This is a genomic window from Kitasatospora humi, from assembly GCF_020907985.1.
Taxonomy (GTDB): Bacteria; Actinomycetota; Actinomycetes; order Streptomycetales; family Streptomycetaceae; genus Kitasatospora; species Kitasatospora humi.
This window is the reverse complement of record NZ_JAJJPA010000005.1, coordinates 227,813-241,694: the sequence shown is the minus strand read 5'-3', so window position 1 is coordinate 241,694 and position 13,882 is coordinate 227,813. Positions and strand designations below refer to the sequence as shown.

General features: G+C 73.0%; 11 protein-coding genes. 2 read left to right on the top strand and 9 right to left on the bottom strand.

Annotated elements, in window-relative coordinates; translation table 11 throughout:
- Nucleotides 1-102 precede the first annotated feature (102 nt).
- Both LN042_RS08030 and proS read right to left on the bottom strand, forming a co-directional pair.
- Entirely contained in the window at nt 103-726 is a 624-nt protein-coding gene (locus LN042_RS08030) for a hypothetical protein (protein ID WP_249800746.1), read from the bottom strand.
- Nucleotides 727-1,000: 274 nt separating this feature from the next.
- Nucleotides 1,001-2,413, bottom strand: coding sequence for a proline--tRNA ligase (gene proS, locus LN042_RS08025; protein WP_230049855.1), 1,413 nt, complete (start codon nt 2,411-2,413; stop codon nt 1,001-1,003).
- 182 nt (nt 2,414-2,595) lie between these two features.
- On the opposite strand from proS, the gene LN042_RS08020 reads away from it, so the two are divergent.
- Nucleotides 2,596-3,366, top strand: a complete 771-nt coding sequence (locus tag LN042_RS08020; protein WP_230049854.1) for a class I SAM-dependent methyltransferase — start codon at nt 2,596-2,598, stop codon at nt 3,364-3,366.
- Nucleotides 3,367-3,506: 140 nt separating this feature from the next.
- Here LN042_RS08020 and LN042_RS08015 read toward each other — a convergent pair whose 3' ends face one another.
- The 6 genes from LN042_RS08015 to nsdA all read right to left on the bottom strand — a co-directional run bounded on the left by LN042_RS08015 (nt 3,507) and on the right by nsdA (nt 11,567).
- Nucleotides 3,507-4,043: a GNAT family N-acetyltransferase gene (locus LN042_RS08015; RefSeq protein ID WP_230049853.1), complete on the bottom strand. Its 537-nt coding sequence runs from the start codon at nt 4,041-4,043 to the stop codon at nt 3,507-3,509.
- Nucleotides 4,044-4,110: 67 nt separating this feature from the next.
- Entirely contained in the window at nt 4,111-5,670 is a 1,560-nt protein-coding gene (gene ffh, locus LN042_RS08010; protein WP_230049851.1) for a signal recognition particle protein, read from the bottom strand.
- Nucleotides 5,671-5,758: 88 nt separating this feature from the next.
- A complete protein-coding gene (locus LN042_RS08005) occupies nt 5,759-8,155 on the bottom strand; it encodes a [protein-PII] uridylyltransferase (protein WP_230049849.1) in 2,397 nt (798 codons plus the stop codon).
- An 83-nt stretch (nt 8,156-8,238) separates the two neighbouring features.
- A complete protein-coding gene (locus LN042_RS08000; protein ID WP_230049847.1) occupies nt 8,239-8,577 on the bottom strand; it encodes a P-II family nitrogen regulator in 339 nt (112 codons plus the stop codon).
- Entirely contained in the window at nt 8,574-9,917 is a 1,344-nt protein-coding gene (locus LN042_RS07995; RefSeq protein ID WP_230049845.1) for an ammonium transporter, read from the bottom strand. The genes LN042_RS08000 and LN042_RS07995 overlap by 4 nt, the downstream gene beginning before the upstream one ends.
- Before the next feature lie 192 nt (nt 9,918-10,109).
- Entirely contained in the window at nt 10,110-11,567 is a 1,458-nt protein-coding gene (nsdA, locus tag LN042_RS07990) for a transcriptional repressor NsdA (protein WP_230049843.1), read from the bottom strand.
- 339 nt (nt 11,568-11,906) lie between these two features.
- On the opposite strand from nsdA, the gene LN042_RS07985 reads away from it, so the two are divergent.
- Entirely contained in the window at nt 11,907-12,599 is a 693-nt protein-coding gene (locus LN042_RS07985; RefSeq protein WP_230049841.1) for a bifunctional DNA primase/polymerase, read from the top strand.
- 59 nt (nt 12,600-12,658) lie between these two features.
- On the opposite strand, the gene ftsY is transcribed toward LN042_RS07985, so the two are convergent.
- Complete coding sequence (ftsY, locus tag LN042_RS07980) at nt 12,659-13,882, bottom strand: signal recognition particle-docking protein FtsY (RefSeq protein WP_230049839.1); 1,224 nt, start codon at nt 13,880-13,882, stop codon at nt 12,659-12,661.

Sequence of the window (13,882 nt, the reverse complement as noted above, 5' to 3'; positions counted from 1 at the left end):
GGCTGTCGGGTATCAGCTATCGATTGTGCCACATCGCGCGCGCCTCCCCCGACCGGGGCCCTGGGCCCGGCCGGGAGCACGGCGCGCGGGACGGTCGAGCGCTTACGCGATCTTGAAGGGCTGCTGGCAGGCGCCGCAGACGATCGACGCCTGGGCCAGCACCGACGGCACCACCCGGACGTTGCGCCCGCAGCCGCAGACGGCCTTGACCCGGACGCCCCCGCCCGAGGAGCCGTGCCGCGCGGCCGGGCCCCGGAAGGTGCGCAGCGCCCCGCCGTCGGCGGAGCCGGCGACGGCCTGCTGGTGGGCGCCGAGGGCGCGCTCCAGCCGCTCGATGGTGGCGGCGTAGCGCTCCTGGGTCTCGGCGAGCATGGTCACCTGGGAGAAGCCGCTGCTGGCATGCGGCTCCACCGGGTGGGCCAGGCCCAACTCGGAGGCGAGCAGGAGGAATCGACGGTTGTGGTAGCGCCCGGCCCGGGAGGTGTCCCGGATCTCGCGGGCGGCGGCCAGTCCGTGGGCGGCCTCGTGCAGCAGCCGCTCGAAGCCGAGCGTGGTGCCGCAGGCCGACGACGACTCGCCGATCAGCGCCTCGGGCGAGGCGAGGTCGGGCAGGTCTCGGTGATGGGCCTGGATGTCGCTCCAGGCGGCGGCCAGTTCGGCCGCGAGGACGAGAGGCTGTGTCGTGCTCACGCTATACCAACGAGGGAATCGGTTCCGACGTTCCATTCCTGGGAGCCTGCGGGCATTTCCCCGGAAACTCCCAGCCGGGCGTGACGGTGCCCGTACTGAGCATTCGAATTCTGACGCAAGACCAACCCCCTCCGGTTTCTGCACCCGTCGATCATTCGCCGGGGCGGCCGAATCCCGGGCACAGCAGGTGCCGTGCCCGCTTGACGGCCCGGGCCCCGTACTTTTTGACAGGGCCACGGGCCGTACACCGTACCGCTAGTTCGGCCGCACTGGGAGCTGACTGGCCAGTAGACGGGACACCGTCACCTATTCAGTACGCGCGCGCGACAATCGCGATATTGCCGTCCTGGTCGTAGGAGGTCGGCACCGAGCCGTCGGCGGCGACCAGGCAGCGCACCGACACGCCCTGCTCGGCCAGCTTGGCCTCGCCCTCCGGACCGAGGTCGGCCCAGGAGATCCGGCCCCAGCCGGTGGCCGCGGCCTCGACGCACTCGTCGATGGTCTTGACGTCCACCGTGCGGGCCTCGCGGCGCTCCCGGGACTGGCGCAGCAGCAGCGCCTGGTCCTCCTCCAGGATGCCGGGCAGCAGCGCGGCCAGGGCGTCGATCGACACCGGCTCCTTGCCGCCCGGGATCCGGCGGGCCAGCATCGCGGTGCCGGCCTCCAGGTCGCGCGGGCCGACCTCGATGCGCAGCGGCACGCCCTTGAGCTCCCAGTCCACCGCGCGGCGGCCGAACGGGGTGTCGGTGCGGTCGTCCACCACGGTGCGGATGCCGGCCGCCTCCAGCCGGGCGCCGATCTCGCGGACCTTGGCGATCACCGCGTCGTCGCCCTTGATGGCCAGCACCACGGCCTGCACGGCGGCCAGCCGCGGCGGCACCCGCAGGCCGTTGTCGTCGCCGTGCGACATGATCAGGCCGCCGACCATGCGGGTGGAGACGCCCCAGGAGGTCTGCCAGACGTACTCGCGCTCGGCGCCCTGGAGCTGGTAGGTGGTGTTGAACGCCTTGGCGAAGTTCTGGCCCAGCTCGTGGCTGGTGCCCATCTGCAGCGCCTTGCCGTCGCCCATCATGCCCTCCAGGGTGAGGGTGTTGATGGCGCCGGCGAACCGCTCCTTGACGGTCTTGCGGCCCAGCACCACGTCGATGCCCAGGACGTTGGTCATGAAGTCGCCGTAGACGTCGGTGTGGATCATCGAGGCGTAGTCGCGGGCGTCCTCGTAGCTGGCGTGGGCGGTGTGCCCCTCCTGCCAGAGGAACTCGGTGGTGCGCAGGAAGACCCGCGGGCGCAGCTCCCAACGGACCACGTTGGCCCACTGGTTGATCAGCAGCGGCAGGTCGCGGTGGCTCTGCACCCACTTGGCGAAGTACTCGTTGATGATCGTCTCGGAGGTCGGCCGGACCACGACCGGCTCCTCCAGGTCCTTGCCGCCGCCGTGGGTGACCACCGCGAGCTCGGGGGCGAAGCCCTCCACGTGCTCGGCTTCCTTGGTCAGGTAGTGCTGCGGGATGAACATCGGGAAGTAGGCGTTCTGCGCGCCGGCCTTCTTGATCCGCCCGTCCAGCTCCTGCTGCATCCGCTCCCACAGGCCGTAGCCGTACGGTCGGATGACCATGGTGCCGCGCACCGGACCGTTGTCGGCCAGCTCGGCCTTGTTGATCAGATCCTGGTACCAGCGCGGGAAGTCGTCCGCCTGGGGGGTGAGAACGGGAGCCTTAGCCATGCGCCGAATCGTACGGGGTGGGGCGCTCGGAGCGTGAATCGATATCCGCACCCTGGCGCACACCGGAGTACCGACGGCCCGGCGCGCTCCTCTGGACGCGGCGGCCGCACGGCGGTTCGCTAGAGCGAGGGCGCACGACTGGGGAAGTTCGGCTCACACCTACCCGATGGGAGGCCCGCCAGATGGCTGTGGCGCACGGTACCGCCCTGGACCCGTCCAGGTCCCGACCCGGCTCGTCGGCCCGCGACTGGGCCGAGATCCAGGAGCGCACCCTGGTGCCGCTCTACGAGGCGGTGCACGAGCAGCTGGGGGTCGGCCCGGCCACCAGCCTGCTGGGCCTGGGCTGCCGCTCCGGGCTGGCCCTGCTGCTGGCCGCGGCCCGCGGCGCCCAGGTGGCCGGCCTGGAGCCGGACGAGCCGCTGCGCGAGCTGGCCAGGGCCCGTCGGCTGCCGGTGGCGGCGTACCCCGGCACCACCCGGACGGCGCACGGCGTGGTCACCCTGTTCGAGCCGCTGCGGCTGGGCCCCGACCCGCGCCGCACGGTCCGCGAGGCGCTGTCCCTCGCGCTGCCCGGCGGGGTGCTGGTGCTGGCCGGCCTGGACCCGGTCGCCACCGGGCACGCGGCCGCGGTGCTGGCGCCGGCCCGGCGGCGGGCCGGTGGGGTCCGGGTGGCGGACCCGCTGGATCCGGTCGGCGATCCGGAGGCGCTGGCCACCGCGACCGGTCTGCGCCTGGTCGGCCGCGGCCGCGCCGACTGCCCGTTCGGCTACCCGGACCTGGACAGCGCGGTGCGCGGGCTGCTCTCCACCGGCTGGTACGACGCGGCCGTCGGCTTCGCGGGCGAGCTGCCGGTGGCCAAGGAGCTGACCGAGGCACTGCATCCGTTCACCCGTTCGGACGGCTCGGTCTGGCTGCCGGTGGGCGCGCGTTTCGTGCTCGCTGCGCGCGGCTGACCACTGCCACCGCCGTCACGCGTTCGGGTCATCCGCCGGGCGCAGGGGTCCAGCCGCCGGGCACCCGTGCGGCGCGGGGGGCGGCGGGGCGGCGAGTCGGATCGGAGGACCGACACCCCATCGGCGACGCCGCCCCGCCGCTACTCCTCCTGGACCCCCAGCGGCTGCCACTCCTCCGCGGTCAGCGCGAACCGCTCGTGGTCGCGCCAGGCGCCGTCCAGGAAGAGCATCCGCGGGGTGAAGCCCTCGTGCCGGAAGCCCAGCCGACGGGCCAGCGCGATCGACCGCTCGTTCTCCGGCTGCACGCTGATCTCCAGCCGGTGCAGCCCCAGCCCGCCGGCCGACTGGTCGGCGAAGCAGCGGTCCACCACCAGCCGCATCCCCTCGGTCATCCTGCCGGTGCCCGCGTACGGCAGGTAGCTGTCGTAGCCGAGGGCGGCGTTGCAGAAGCGGCCCATCACGATGTTGGAGACGTTGCACTTGCCGACGAACCCGCCGTCCTCCTTGTCGATGATCAGGAAGGTGCGCAGTCCGGGACCCTGACGCTGCAACAGGTCCGGCAGTCCGTCCGGCTCCACCGGGTTCCACTGCCCGATGTGGGCGGCCGACCGGCGCACCGCGTCGGCGTACTGCTGGACGTCACAGGCCCTGGGCGGGCGGATGGTCACTCGGCTCATTCGAACATCATGGAGCATGCCGATGGCCCGTCAGCTCGCTGACGGGCCATCGTGACGGCTGGCGGACCTACAGCAGGTCCTTGATCTCCTTGGGCAGTTCGAAGTCGGCCGGACCGTTGCCCGCGCCCAGGCCGAAGGCACCGCCCGGCTCCGCGCCGGCGCCGGGGCCCAGTGCCTTGCGGGCCGCGGCCTCCTGCTCCTGCTGGGCGCGCTTGAGCGGGTTGCCGGACTTGCGCTTGCCCTTGGCCTGCGGGGACTTCTTGGCGGACTTCTTGCCGCCGCCGCCCATGCCGGGGATCCCCGGCATGCCGGGCACGCCCTTGCCGGAGGCCATCGCGGACATCATCTTGCGGGCGTCGAAGAACCGCTCGACCAGGTTCTTGACCTCGCCGACGCCCACGCCGGCGCCCTTGGCGATCCGGGCCCGGCGGGAGCCGTTGATGATCTCCGGCTCGGTCCGCTCGAGCGGGGTCATCGACTTGATGATCGCGCCGACCCGGTTGACGTCCTTGTCGTCGATGTTGTTGATCTGCTCGCGGATCTGGCCCATGCCCGGGAGCATGCCGAGCAGCTTGGAGATCGAGCCCATCTTCTGGACCTGCTCCAGCTGGGACAGGAAGTCGTCCAGGGTGAAGGCCTTCGGGCCGCCGCGCAGCTTGGCGGCCATCTTCTCGGCCTCGGCCTGCGAGAAGGTCTGCTCGGCCTTCTCGATCAGCGACAGCACGTCGCCCATGCCGAGGATCCGGGAGGCCATCCGGTCCGGGTGGAAGGCGTCGAAGTCGTCGACCTTCTCACCGTTGGAGGCGAACATGATCTGCCGGCCGGTGACGTGCGCCACCGAGAGCGCGGCACCACCACGGGCGTCGCCGTCCAGCTTGGAGAGCACCACGCCGGTGAAGTCGACGCCCTCGAGGAAGGCCTGCGCGGTGGTGACCGCGTCCTGACCGACCATCGCGTCGAGCACGAAGAGGACTTCGTCGGGGTCGACCGCGGCACGGATGTCGGCTGCCTGCTGCATCAGCTCGGCGTCGATGCCGAGGCGGCCCGCGGTGTCGACGATGACGACGTCGTACTGCTTCTGCTTGGCGTACTCGATCGAGTCGCGCGCCACCTGGACCGGGTCGCCCACGCCGTTGCCCGGCTGGGGGCCGTAGAACGCCACCCCGGCGCGCTCGGCCACGATGTTCAGCTGGTTGACGGCGTTGGGGCGCTGCAGGTCGCAGGCGACCAGCAGCGGGGTGTGCTTCTGCTTCTTCAGCCAGTGGCCGAGCTTGCCGGCCAGGGTGGTCTTACCGGCACCCTGCAGACCGGCCAGCATGATGACGGTGGGGCCGGTCTTGGCGTACCGCAGTCGGCGGGTCTCGCCACCGAGGATGTTGATGAGCTCCTCGTTGACGATCTTGATGATCTGCTGGGCCGGGTTGAGCGCGCCGGACACCTCGGAGCCGAGCGCGCGGTCCTTGACCTGCTTGATGAAGGCCCGCACCACCGGCAGCGCGACGTCCGCCTCCAGCAGCGCGATCCGGATCTCCCGGGCGGTGGCGTCGATGTCCGCCTCGCTGAGGCGGCCCTTGCCCCTCAGGTTCTTGAACGTCGCTGCGAGGCGGTCGGAAAGAGTGTCGAACACGTCGGTCGCGGGTCCCTTGCGGCATCGGTATGGGTACGGTCGTCGCCCACCAGGGTATCCGCCCCGTCCGCAAAGGACCCCAACCCGGTCAGCGCAAGGCCTGCTGCACCCGTTCGGCGAGGGCCGCGGCGGCGTCCGGCGCCAGCGGCCGGCCGTCCTCGTCGGTCAGGTAGAAGGCGTCCACCGCGTCCGCGCCGAGCGTGCTGACGTGCGCGGTGCGCACCCGGGCGCCGGCCGCGTCCAGCGCCCGGCCGATCCGGTGCAGCAGCCCCGGCGCGTCGTGCGCCCGCACCTCCAGCACCGTCGCGGTGGCCGAGGCGCCGCCGGGGGCCACCGTGACCACCGGCGGCGGCGGGGTGATGCCGCGCCGGCGCGGCGCGGCGGCGTCCCGCTCGGCCAGCCGGCGGCCGGTGTCCAGCGAACCGTCCAGCGCCCGGCGCAGGTCGGAGCGGAGCCGGTCCACCGCCGGCAGCTCGCCGAACTCGGCCGCCACCCGCCAGGAGAGCAGCAGCACCGGGCCGGCGCCGACCGGGTCCAGCTCGCACAGGTTCAGCGACCGGACCGTCAGCCGGTTCAGCGCCAGCACGCCGGAGACGGTGCCCAGCAGTCCGGGCCGCTCCGGCAGCGCCAGCGCCAGCTCCACCCCCATCGGCTCGTCGGCCGAGGGATCGTGCTCGGCCCGCAGCAGCAGCGCCGGCTCCCCGGTCGTGGCCGCCTCCACCGCCAGCCGCTCCTCGGCCACGCGGACGGCAGCGGCGGGCCGGTCGGGCTCCGCGCCCGCCAGCACCGCGGCCACCCGCCGCACCAGCCCGGACACCAGCGAGGCCCGCCAGGCGCTCCACGCGGCCGGGCCGGTGGCCAGCGCGTCCGCCTCGGTGAGGGCGTGCAGCAGCTCCAGATGGGTCGCGGTGCCCACCGTCTTGGCGATCAGCTCCACGGTCGCCGGGTCGTCCGGATCCCGCCGGGTGGCGGTGTCCACCAGGGTCAGGTGGTGCCGGACCAGCAGCGCCAGGGTCTGGGTGTCGTCGTGGTCGAAGCCCATCCGGGCGGCCAGCCCGCGCACGATCACCTCGCCCGCCTCCGAGTGGTCGCCCGGCCGGCCCTTGCCGATGTCGTGCAGCAGTGCCGCCACCAGCAGCAGGTCGGGCCGCGCCACCCGGCGGGTCAGCGCGGCCGCCCGCACCGCCGTCTCCACCAGGTGCCGGTCCACCGTCCAGGTGTGCACCGCGTTGCGCTGCGGCCGGCAGCGCACCCGCTCCCAGTCCGGCAGCAGGCGGTCGACCAGCCCCTCCGCGTCCAGCGCCTCCCAGACCGGCAGGCAGGCCCGGCCCGCGCCGAGCAGGGTGACCAGCTGCTCGCGGGCCTCGGTGGGCCACGGCACCGGCAGCGCCCGGCACTCGGCGGCCAGCCGGCGCACCGTGGCGTGCGAGACCGGCAGCCCGTTCTGCGCGGCCGCGGCGGCGGCCCGCAGCGGCAGCACCGGATCGTCGGCCGGGCGGGCCGCCTGGGCCAGCACCGCCTCGCCGTCCTGCGCCACCACGCCCTCGGCCAGCGGCTCCCGCCCCGCCGCGACCCGGGTGCCACCGCCGAACGGGCGCAGCAGGGCGCGCCGGCCGCGCGACCGGCGGGCGGCCAGCAGCCGGTCCACGGACCGCCAGGTCACCTCGCCCGCGTAGGCGATGGTCCGAGCCGCCCGGTAGACCTCGCGCAGCAGCGTGTCGGCGTCCGACACCCCGAGCTCGGCGGCCACCTGGTCCTGGTCATGGAGGCTGAGCCGCTCGGTGGCCCGCCCGGTGGTCAGGTGCAGCGCGTCGCGCACGTCGCTGAGCCGCCGCCGGGCCGCGGCCAGCCCCTCGCGGGGGGCGTCGGCCAGCCAGGAGGCGGCGATCGCGTCCAGTTCCACCACGTCCCGCAGGCCGCCCCTGGCCTCCTTGAGGTCCGGCTCCAGCAGGAAGGACAGCTCACCGTGGCGCTCGGCCCGGGCCAGGCCGAGTTCGCGCAGCTCGGGCAGCCGGCGGGCCGCGGTGGCCCGCCAGTCGGCCAGCACCGCCGAGCGCAGCGCCGCGGTCAGCTCGGCGTCGCCGGCCAGGTGCCGGGCGTCCAGCAGGCCGAGTTGGGCCTTGAGGTCGGCGGCGGCCACCGAGCGGGCCTCGGACAGCTTGCGCACCGAGTGGTCCAGTGGGACCCCGCTGTCCCAGATCGGGTACCAGAGCCGCTCGGCGAGTTCGCCGACCGCGGCTCCGTCGTGCAGCAGCACCAGGTCCAGGTCGCTGCGCGGCGAGAGCTCGCCGCGGCCGTAGCCGCCGACCGCGACCAGCGCGGTGCCGGGCGGCGGCCCGGCCTGCCCGAAGAGCGCGGCCAGCCAGTCGTCGGTGAGCCGGGCCAGCGCGGTGCGGCGGGCCTGCCCGGTCAGCTCCGGATCGGCCAGCAGGGCGGACCTGGCCCGCTGGTGGGCGGCGGGATCGGCGGAGTCGGTGGTCGTCACTGGGCCTCCCGGGTGGTGAACGCCGTCAGCGGACCCTCGAGTTGCTCGCGGGTCCGCTTCAAGGGCCTTGCTGGAAAGAGGAGTTACAGGGCGTCGGGGCCGCGTTCGCCGGTCCGGACCCGAACCAGGGTCTCCACCGGCACGCTCCAGACCTTGCCGTCGCCGATCTTGCCGGTGCGGGCCGCCGTCACCAACACGTCGATCACGTTGTCGGCGTCGGCGTCCTCGACCACGACCTCTATGCGGACCTTCGGGACCAGGTCGACGGTGTACTCGGCGCCCCGGTAGACCTCGGTGTGGCCGCGCTGCCGACCGTAGCCGCTGGCCTCGGTGACGGTCAGCCCGTGCACGCCGAAGGACTGCAGCGCCTCCTTCACCGACTCCAGCCGGTGCGGCTTGACGATGGCGGTGATCAGCTTCATCGGGCGTCGACCTCGGCCTTCTCGGTGCTCTTGGACTTGGGGGCGGCGCCGGCCAGGACCGGGGAACCGACGGTACGGGCGAGGGCGGCGCCGACCGAGCTGAAGTCGTAGGCGGACTCGGCGTGTTCGGCCTGGTCGATGCCGGCCACCTCGACGTCCTCCGGGACCCGGAAGCCGATGGTCTTCTGGATCGCCTGGCCGAGCAGCCAGGAGAGCACGAAGGAGTAGACCGCGACCACGGCCACGCCCATCGCCTGCTTGCCGAGTTGACCGAAGCCGCCGCCGTAGAAGAGGCCCTTGGCACTCTGGCCGACGTGCCCGGTGGCGAACAGGCCGATCAGCAGCGAGCCGATCGCCCCGCCGACCGCGTGCACCCCCACCACGTCGAGCGAATCGTCGAAGCCCAGCCGGTACTTGAGGCTGATCGCAGCGGCGCAGACGGCTCCCGCGACCAGGCCGATGGCCACCGCGCCGAGCATCGAGACCGAGCCGCAGGCCGGGGTGATGGCGACCAGGCCGGCCACCGCGCCGGAGGCCGCACCGAGCGAGGTGAAGGCGCCGTGCTTGATCTTCTCGTAGGCCAGCCAGCCGAGCATCGCGGCGGCGGTGGCGATCTGGGTGTTCATGAACGCCATGCCGGCCACGCCGTTGGCGGCCAGCGCCGAACCGGCGTTGAAGCCGAACCAGCCGAACCAGAGCAGCCCGGAGCCCAGCATCACCAGCGGCAGGCTGTGCGGGCGCATCGGGTCCTTCTTGAAGCCGACCCGCTTGCCGAGCACCAGGCACAGCGCCAGGCCCGCGACACCGGCGTTGATGTGCACCGCGGTGCCGCCCGCGAAGTCGATCACGCCCTGCCGGTCGCCGAGCCAGCCGCCGTGCCCGTTGTCGAAGAAGAACACCCAGTGCGCGACCGGGAAGTAGACGATGCTGACCCAGACCGCGATGAACAGCGCCCAGGCGCCGAACTTGGCACGGTCCGCGATCGCGCCGCTGATCAGCGCCGGCGTGATCACCGCGAACATCAGCTGGAAGGCCGCGAACACGGTGACCGGGATCGAGCCGTTCAGCTCGTTCATGCCGATGCCGCGCATCCCCAGGTGGTCCAGGTTGCCGATCAGGCCGTGGAAGGCGTCGCTGCCGAAGCTGAGCGTGTAGCCGTAGAGCACCCAGAGCACGCTGACCACCGCCAGCGAGACGAAGCTCATGACCAGCATGTTCAGCGTGCTCTTGACCCGGACCATGCCGCCGTAGAAGAAGGCCAGACCCGGGGTCATCAACATGACCAGGGCCGCACTGATGAGTACGAAGGCGGTATCGCCTCCGCTGAAGCCGTCCGGCATCGGCGTCTCCTCGTGGTGATGGCCGTGCCACCCGAGGGATTCCGTCCCATGTGATCCCGGGGTGTCGGCGATGAAGAGGAGAGTGCCGAAGGCGGGTTTCGGTCAGTGCGGCTCGGTGTTTCACGGCCGTGACACGGTTGACGGCCGCGTTACGGGCACGTGAACTGCGCCGGTCGCGGCCGCCTTGACCGATCAGATCGCCTCGTACTCGGGGATCTGCTCCACCACCAGGTCGGCCAGTCGGTTGACGGCCGCGACCGAGCCGTAGTCCCGGGCGGCCGCCTCGGTGGTCTTGCGGACCCGGGTGTTCAGCCGCTCCGAGCGCACCTTGCCGGCGATCTCCACCGCCTGCTCCGTTATCACCGCGGCCTGCTCGGGCTCGCCCTGCAGCAGGTGCACGCTGGCCATGCCGACCAGGTTGAAGGCGTAGGTGCGGGTGTGGTTCTCCATGTCCTGGCGGAACAGGTCGACCGCGGTCTCCATGTGCGGGGCGGCCAGCGAGGCGTAGCGCGGGCTGCGGCTGGAGTGGTAGGCGAGGTCGCGGAACGAGTGGGCGTTCTCCGCGTAGAGCTCCGCCTCGGAGAAGAACCGCAGCCAGTCCGGGGCCTGCTCGATCGGGCCGGCGTCGGTGAAGGTGTCCTCGGCCAGCCGGACCGCCCGGGCGCAGCGGTTGACCTCGCCGATGTTGGAGTAGGCGCGGGCCTCCATCGCGTAGAGCAGCGCCTGCTGCCGCGGGCTGGCGGTGTCCCGGCTGCCGTACTGGGCGAGGTGGATCAGCTCCAGCGCGTCCTCGCCGCGGTTCAGGTGGATCATCTGGCGGCTCATGTCGGTGAGGATCAGCGCGCCGAACGGGCGGTCGCCGGCCTCCTTGGCCGCGTGCAGGGCCAGCACGTAGTACTTCTGGGCGCTGGGGTGCATGCCCACGTCGTACGACATCCAGCCGGCCAGGTGGGCGAGTTCGGCGGTGAGCCGGAACAGCCGCTGGGTGACGGCCGGCGGGTAGGTCTCCTGGAGCAGGTCGGTGACCTCGTGCAGTTGGCCGACCACGGCCTTGCGGCGCAGCCCGCCGCCGTTCTGCGCGTCCCACTGGCGGAACATCACGGTGGTCTGCTCCAGCAGTTGCAGCTCCGGCTCGGAGAGCCGCCCGGTGTACGGCTCGCCGCCGTTGGCCGCGGTCAGGATCGGGGTCGGGCTGCCGTTCGGGCCGGGGGTGAGCCAGCGCTGCATCGGCTCGATCAGCGCCGCACCGGCCGTCAGGGCCAGCGAAGTGCCCAGGAAGCCACGGCGGTTGAGCATCAGGTCACTGCGCGAGTACTCGCTGATCAGCTGCACCGTCTGGGGGCCGCTCCAGGGCAGGTCGACCCCGCCACCGGCCACCGTGGAGACCGGCACGGCCACCCGCAGGCCCAGGTCCTCCTCGGAGACCACCGAGCCGAACCGCTCCGAGAACAGGTCTGACATGATCTTCGGGATCGGCTCGCGCGGCTGCTCGCCGTCCAGCCAGCGGCGCACCCGGGAGGTGTCGGTGCTGACGTGGTGGGCACCGAGCTGGCGGGCCTGCCGGTTCACCTGCCGCGCGAACTCGCCCTTCGACCACCCGCTGCGCGTGAACCACGCGGTGAGCTTCTCGTTGGGCTGCTTCTCTGCCATTGGGTCCACCTGTCCCGCCCGACCCCGCCGGGGTCCCCATTCTCGTTTCCCGCTCGGCACCGCACCCCTCCCGGTGCGTGATCCGAACGTAACCCGCCGTGGGCCGTCCGGGGGATCCTTCCCCGGGAAACGCCACCATTCGCCACCCCCTCGAGTGAAGCGGCGGAACCGTCGACGGCGCTTCACTGGAGGGCGGCCCGCCGCTCGGGGCCTTCCGCGCTACCCCGGCGCACGTCACTGCCCGCGCGCCGCCCACCGCGAAGTCACGCCGTGGAGCAGAATTTTGACAGAACGTCACGATCCCGTAACCGCCGGCAACCGAAATCTGTTGGGGGAGGCATGGACAACCTGTTCGGCGATCTGAGGTTCGGCGCCCGCCGCCGCAGCCGCGCCACCGCGTGCCGGGCCGCGGCCGAGTACGCCGGCCGCTGGGGCTGGGCGGTGGCGCTCGGCGGACCCCCCAGGGTGCCGGCCGGGCCGTGTCGCTGCGGTCGGCCGCACTGTGCCGCCCCCGGACTGCACCCGCTGCCCGGCGAACCGGCCCGCGAGCTGCCGCCCGGCGCCACCCCGCACGAGGTGCGCGCGCTGTGGGACGGCAAGCGGGACGGCGCGGTGCTGCTGCCCACCGGGCGCTCCTTCGACGTGCTCGACGTGCCCGAGCCGGCCGGCCTGCGCGCCCTGGTCCGGTTGGAGCGGATGGGCACCCAGCTCGGCCCGGTGCTGGTCTCCGCCACCGGCCGGCTGCTGTTCTTCGTCGCCCGGGGCACCGCGGACAGACTGCCCGACCTGCTCTACCGGATGGGCTGGGACGACGCCGCCCTCGACCTGGCCTGCCACGGCACGGGCGGCTACCTCACCGCGCCGCCCACCGCGCTGCCCGGCCAGGGCACGGTGCGCTGGCTGCGCCCGCCGTGCCGGGAGAGCGCGGTCCGCCCGCCGCAGGCCCGGCTGCTGCTCGGCACCCTGGCCTACGCCTGCCACCGCGGGCGGCAGCGCCGCCTGGCCGCCGAGCCGGCCTGGCTCGCCTCCTGAAACGGCGCTGGGCCGCTCCCCCGGCGGGGAAGCGGCCCAGTCCGCGCTCGGCGCCCGGATCAGTCGCCGATCAGCGCGTCCACGAAGGCACCCGGCTCGAACGGCGCCAGGTCGTCGGCGCCCTCGCCCAGGCCGATCAGCTTGACCGGCACGCCCAGCTCACGCTGCACCGCGACCACGATGCCGCCCTTCGCGGTGCCGTCCAGCTTGGTCAGCACGATGCCGGTGATGTCCACCACCTCGGCGAAGACCCGCGCCTGCACCAGGCCGTTCTGCCCGGTGGTGGCGTCCAGCACCAGCAGCACCTCGTTCACCGGGCCGTGCTTCTCCACCACCCGCTTGACCTTGCCGAGCTCGTCCATCAGGCCGGTCTTGGTGTGCAGCCGGCCGGCGGTGTCGATCAGCACCGTGTCGGCGCCCTCGGCGATGGCCTCCTTGACCGCGTCGAACGCGACGGAGGCGGGGTCGCCGCCCTCCGGACCGCGCACCGTGCGGGCACCCACCCGCTCGCCCCAGGTCTGCAGCTGGTCGGCGGCGGCGGCGCGGAAGGTGTCGGCCGCGCCGAGCACCACCGTGCGGCCGTCGGCCACCAGCACCCGGCCGAGCTTGCCGGAGGTGGTGGTCTTGCCCACCCCGTTGACGCCGACCACCAGCACCACGGCGGGACGGCCGTCCGCCTGCTTGGCGGTGTGCAGCGAGCGGTCGCTGTCGGCACCGATCAGGTCGACCAGCTCCTCGCGCAGCAGACCGCGCAGCTCCTCGGGGCTGCGGGTGCCGAGCACCTTCACCCGGGTGCGCAGCCGCTCGACCAGCTCCTGGGTGGGCGCGACGCCGATGTCGGCGGTGAGCAGGGTGTCCTCGATCTCCTCCCAGGTGTCCTCGTCGAGGCGGTCCCGGGAGAGCAGGGTCAGCAGGCCCTTGCCGAGCGCGTTCTGCGAGCGGGACAGCCGGGAGCGCAGCCGCACCAGCCGGCCGGCGGTCGGCTCCGGCACCTCCAGCGCGGGCGCCTCGATGACCTGCTCGGGAGTGACCTCGACCGTCTCGGCGGTCGGCGGGAGCTCGACCTCCTCGACGGTCTGCACCGGCTCCTCGCGCGGCGGCGCGGCCTCGTCACCGACGTGCGGCTCCTCGGCCTGCGGCGCGGGCGCCTCGGGCGCCGGCGGGGCGATGGTCGTCGTGGACTTCGGGGGCAGTTCCTTACGTCGTCTGCCGCTGACGACGAGGCCGGCAACCGCACCAACGGCGATCACGGCGATGACTACGGCAAGGATCACGTATTCCAT

Bases quoted from the DNA above. Each gene is read 5' to 3' on its own strand.
- proS (WP_230049855.1), bottom strand. From the start codon at position 2,413: ATGGCTAAGGCTCCCGTTCTCACCCCCCAGGCGGACGACTTCCCGCGC.
- nsdA (WP_230049843.1), bottom strand. From the start codon at position 11,567: ATGGCAGAGAAGCAGCCCAACGAGAAGCTCACCGCGTGGTTCACGCGC.
- ftsY (WP_230049839.1), bottom strand. From the start codon at position 13,882: ATGGAATACGTGATCCTTGCCGTAGTCATCGCCGTGATCGCCGTTGGT.
- LN042_RS07985 (WP_230049841.1), top strand. From the start codon at position 11,907: ATGGACAACCTGTTCGGCGATCTGAGGTTCGGCGCCCGCCGCCGCAGC.
- LN042_RS08030 (WP_249800746.1), bottom strand. From the start codon at position 726: ATGGAACGTCGGAACCGATTCCCTCGTTGGTATAGCGTGAGCACGACA.
- LN042_RS07995 (WP_230049845.1), bottom strand. From the start codon at position 9,917: ATGCCGGACGGCTTCAGCGGAGGCGATACCGCCTTCGTACTCATCAGT.
- LN042_RS08000 (WP_230049847.1), bottom strand. From the start codon at position 8,577: ATGAAGCTGATCACCGCCATCGTCAAGCCGCACCGGCTGGAGTCGGTG.
- LN042_RS08020 (WP_230049854.1), top strand. From the start codon at position 2,596: ATGGCTGTGGCGCACGGTACCGCCCTGGACCCGTCCAGGTCCCGACCC.
- LN042_RS08015 (WP_230049853.1), bottom strand. From the start codon at position 4,043: ATGAGCCGAGTGACCATCCGCCCGCCCAGGGCCTGTGACGTCCAGCAG.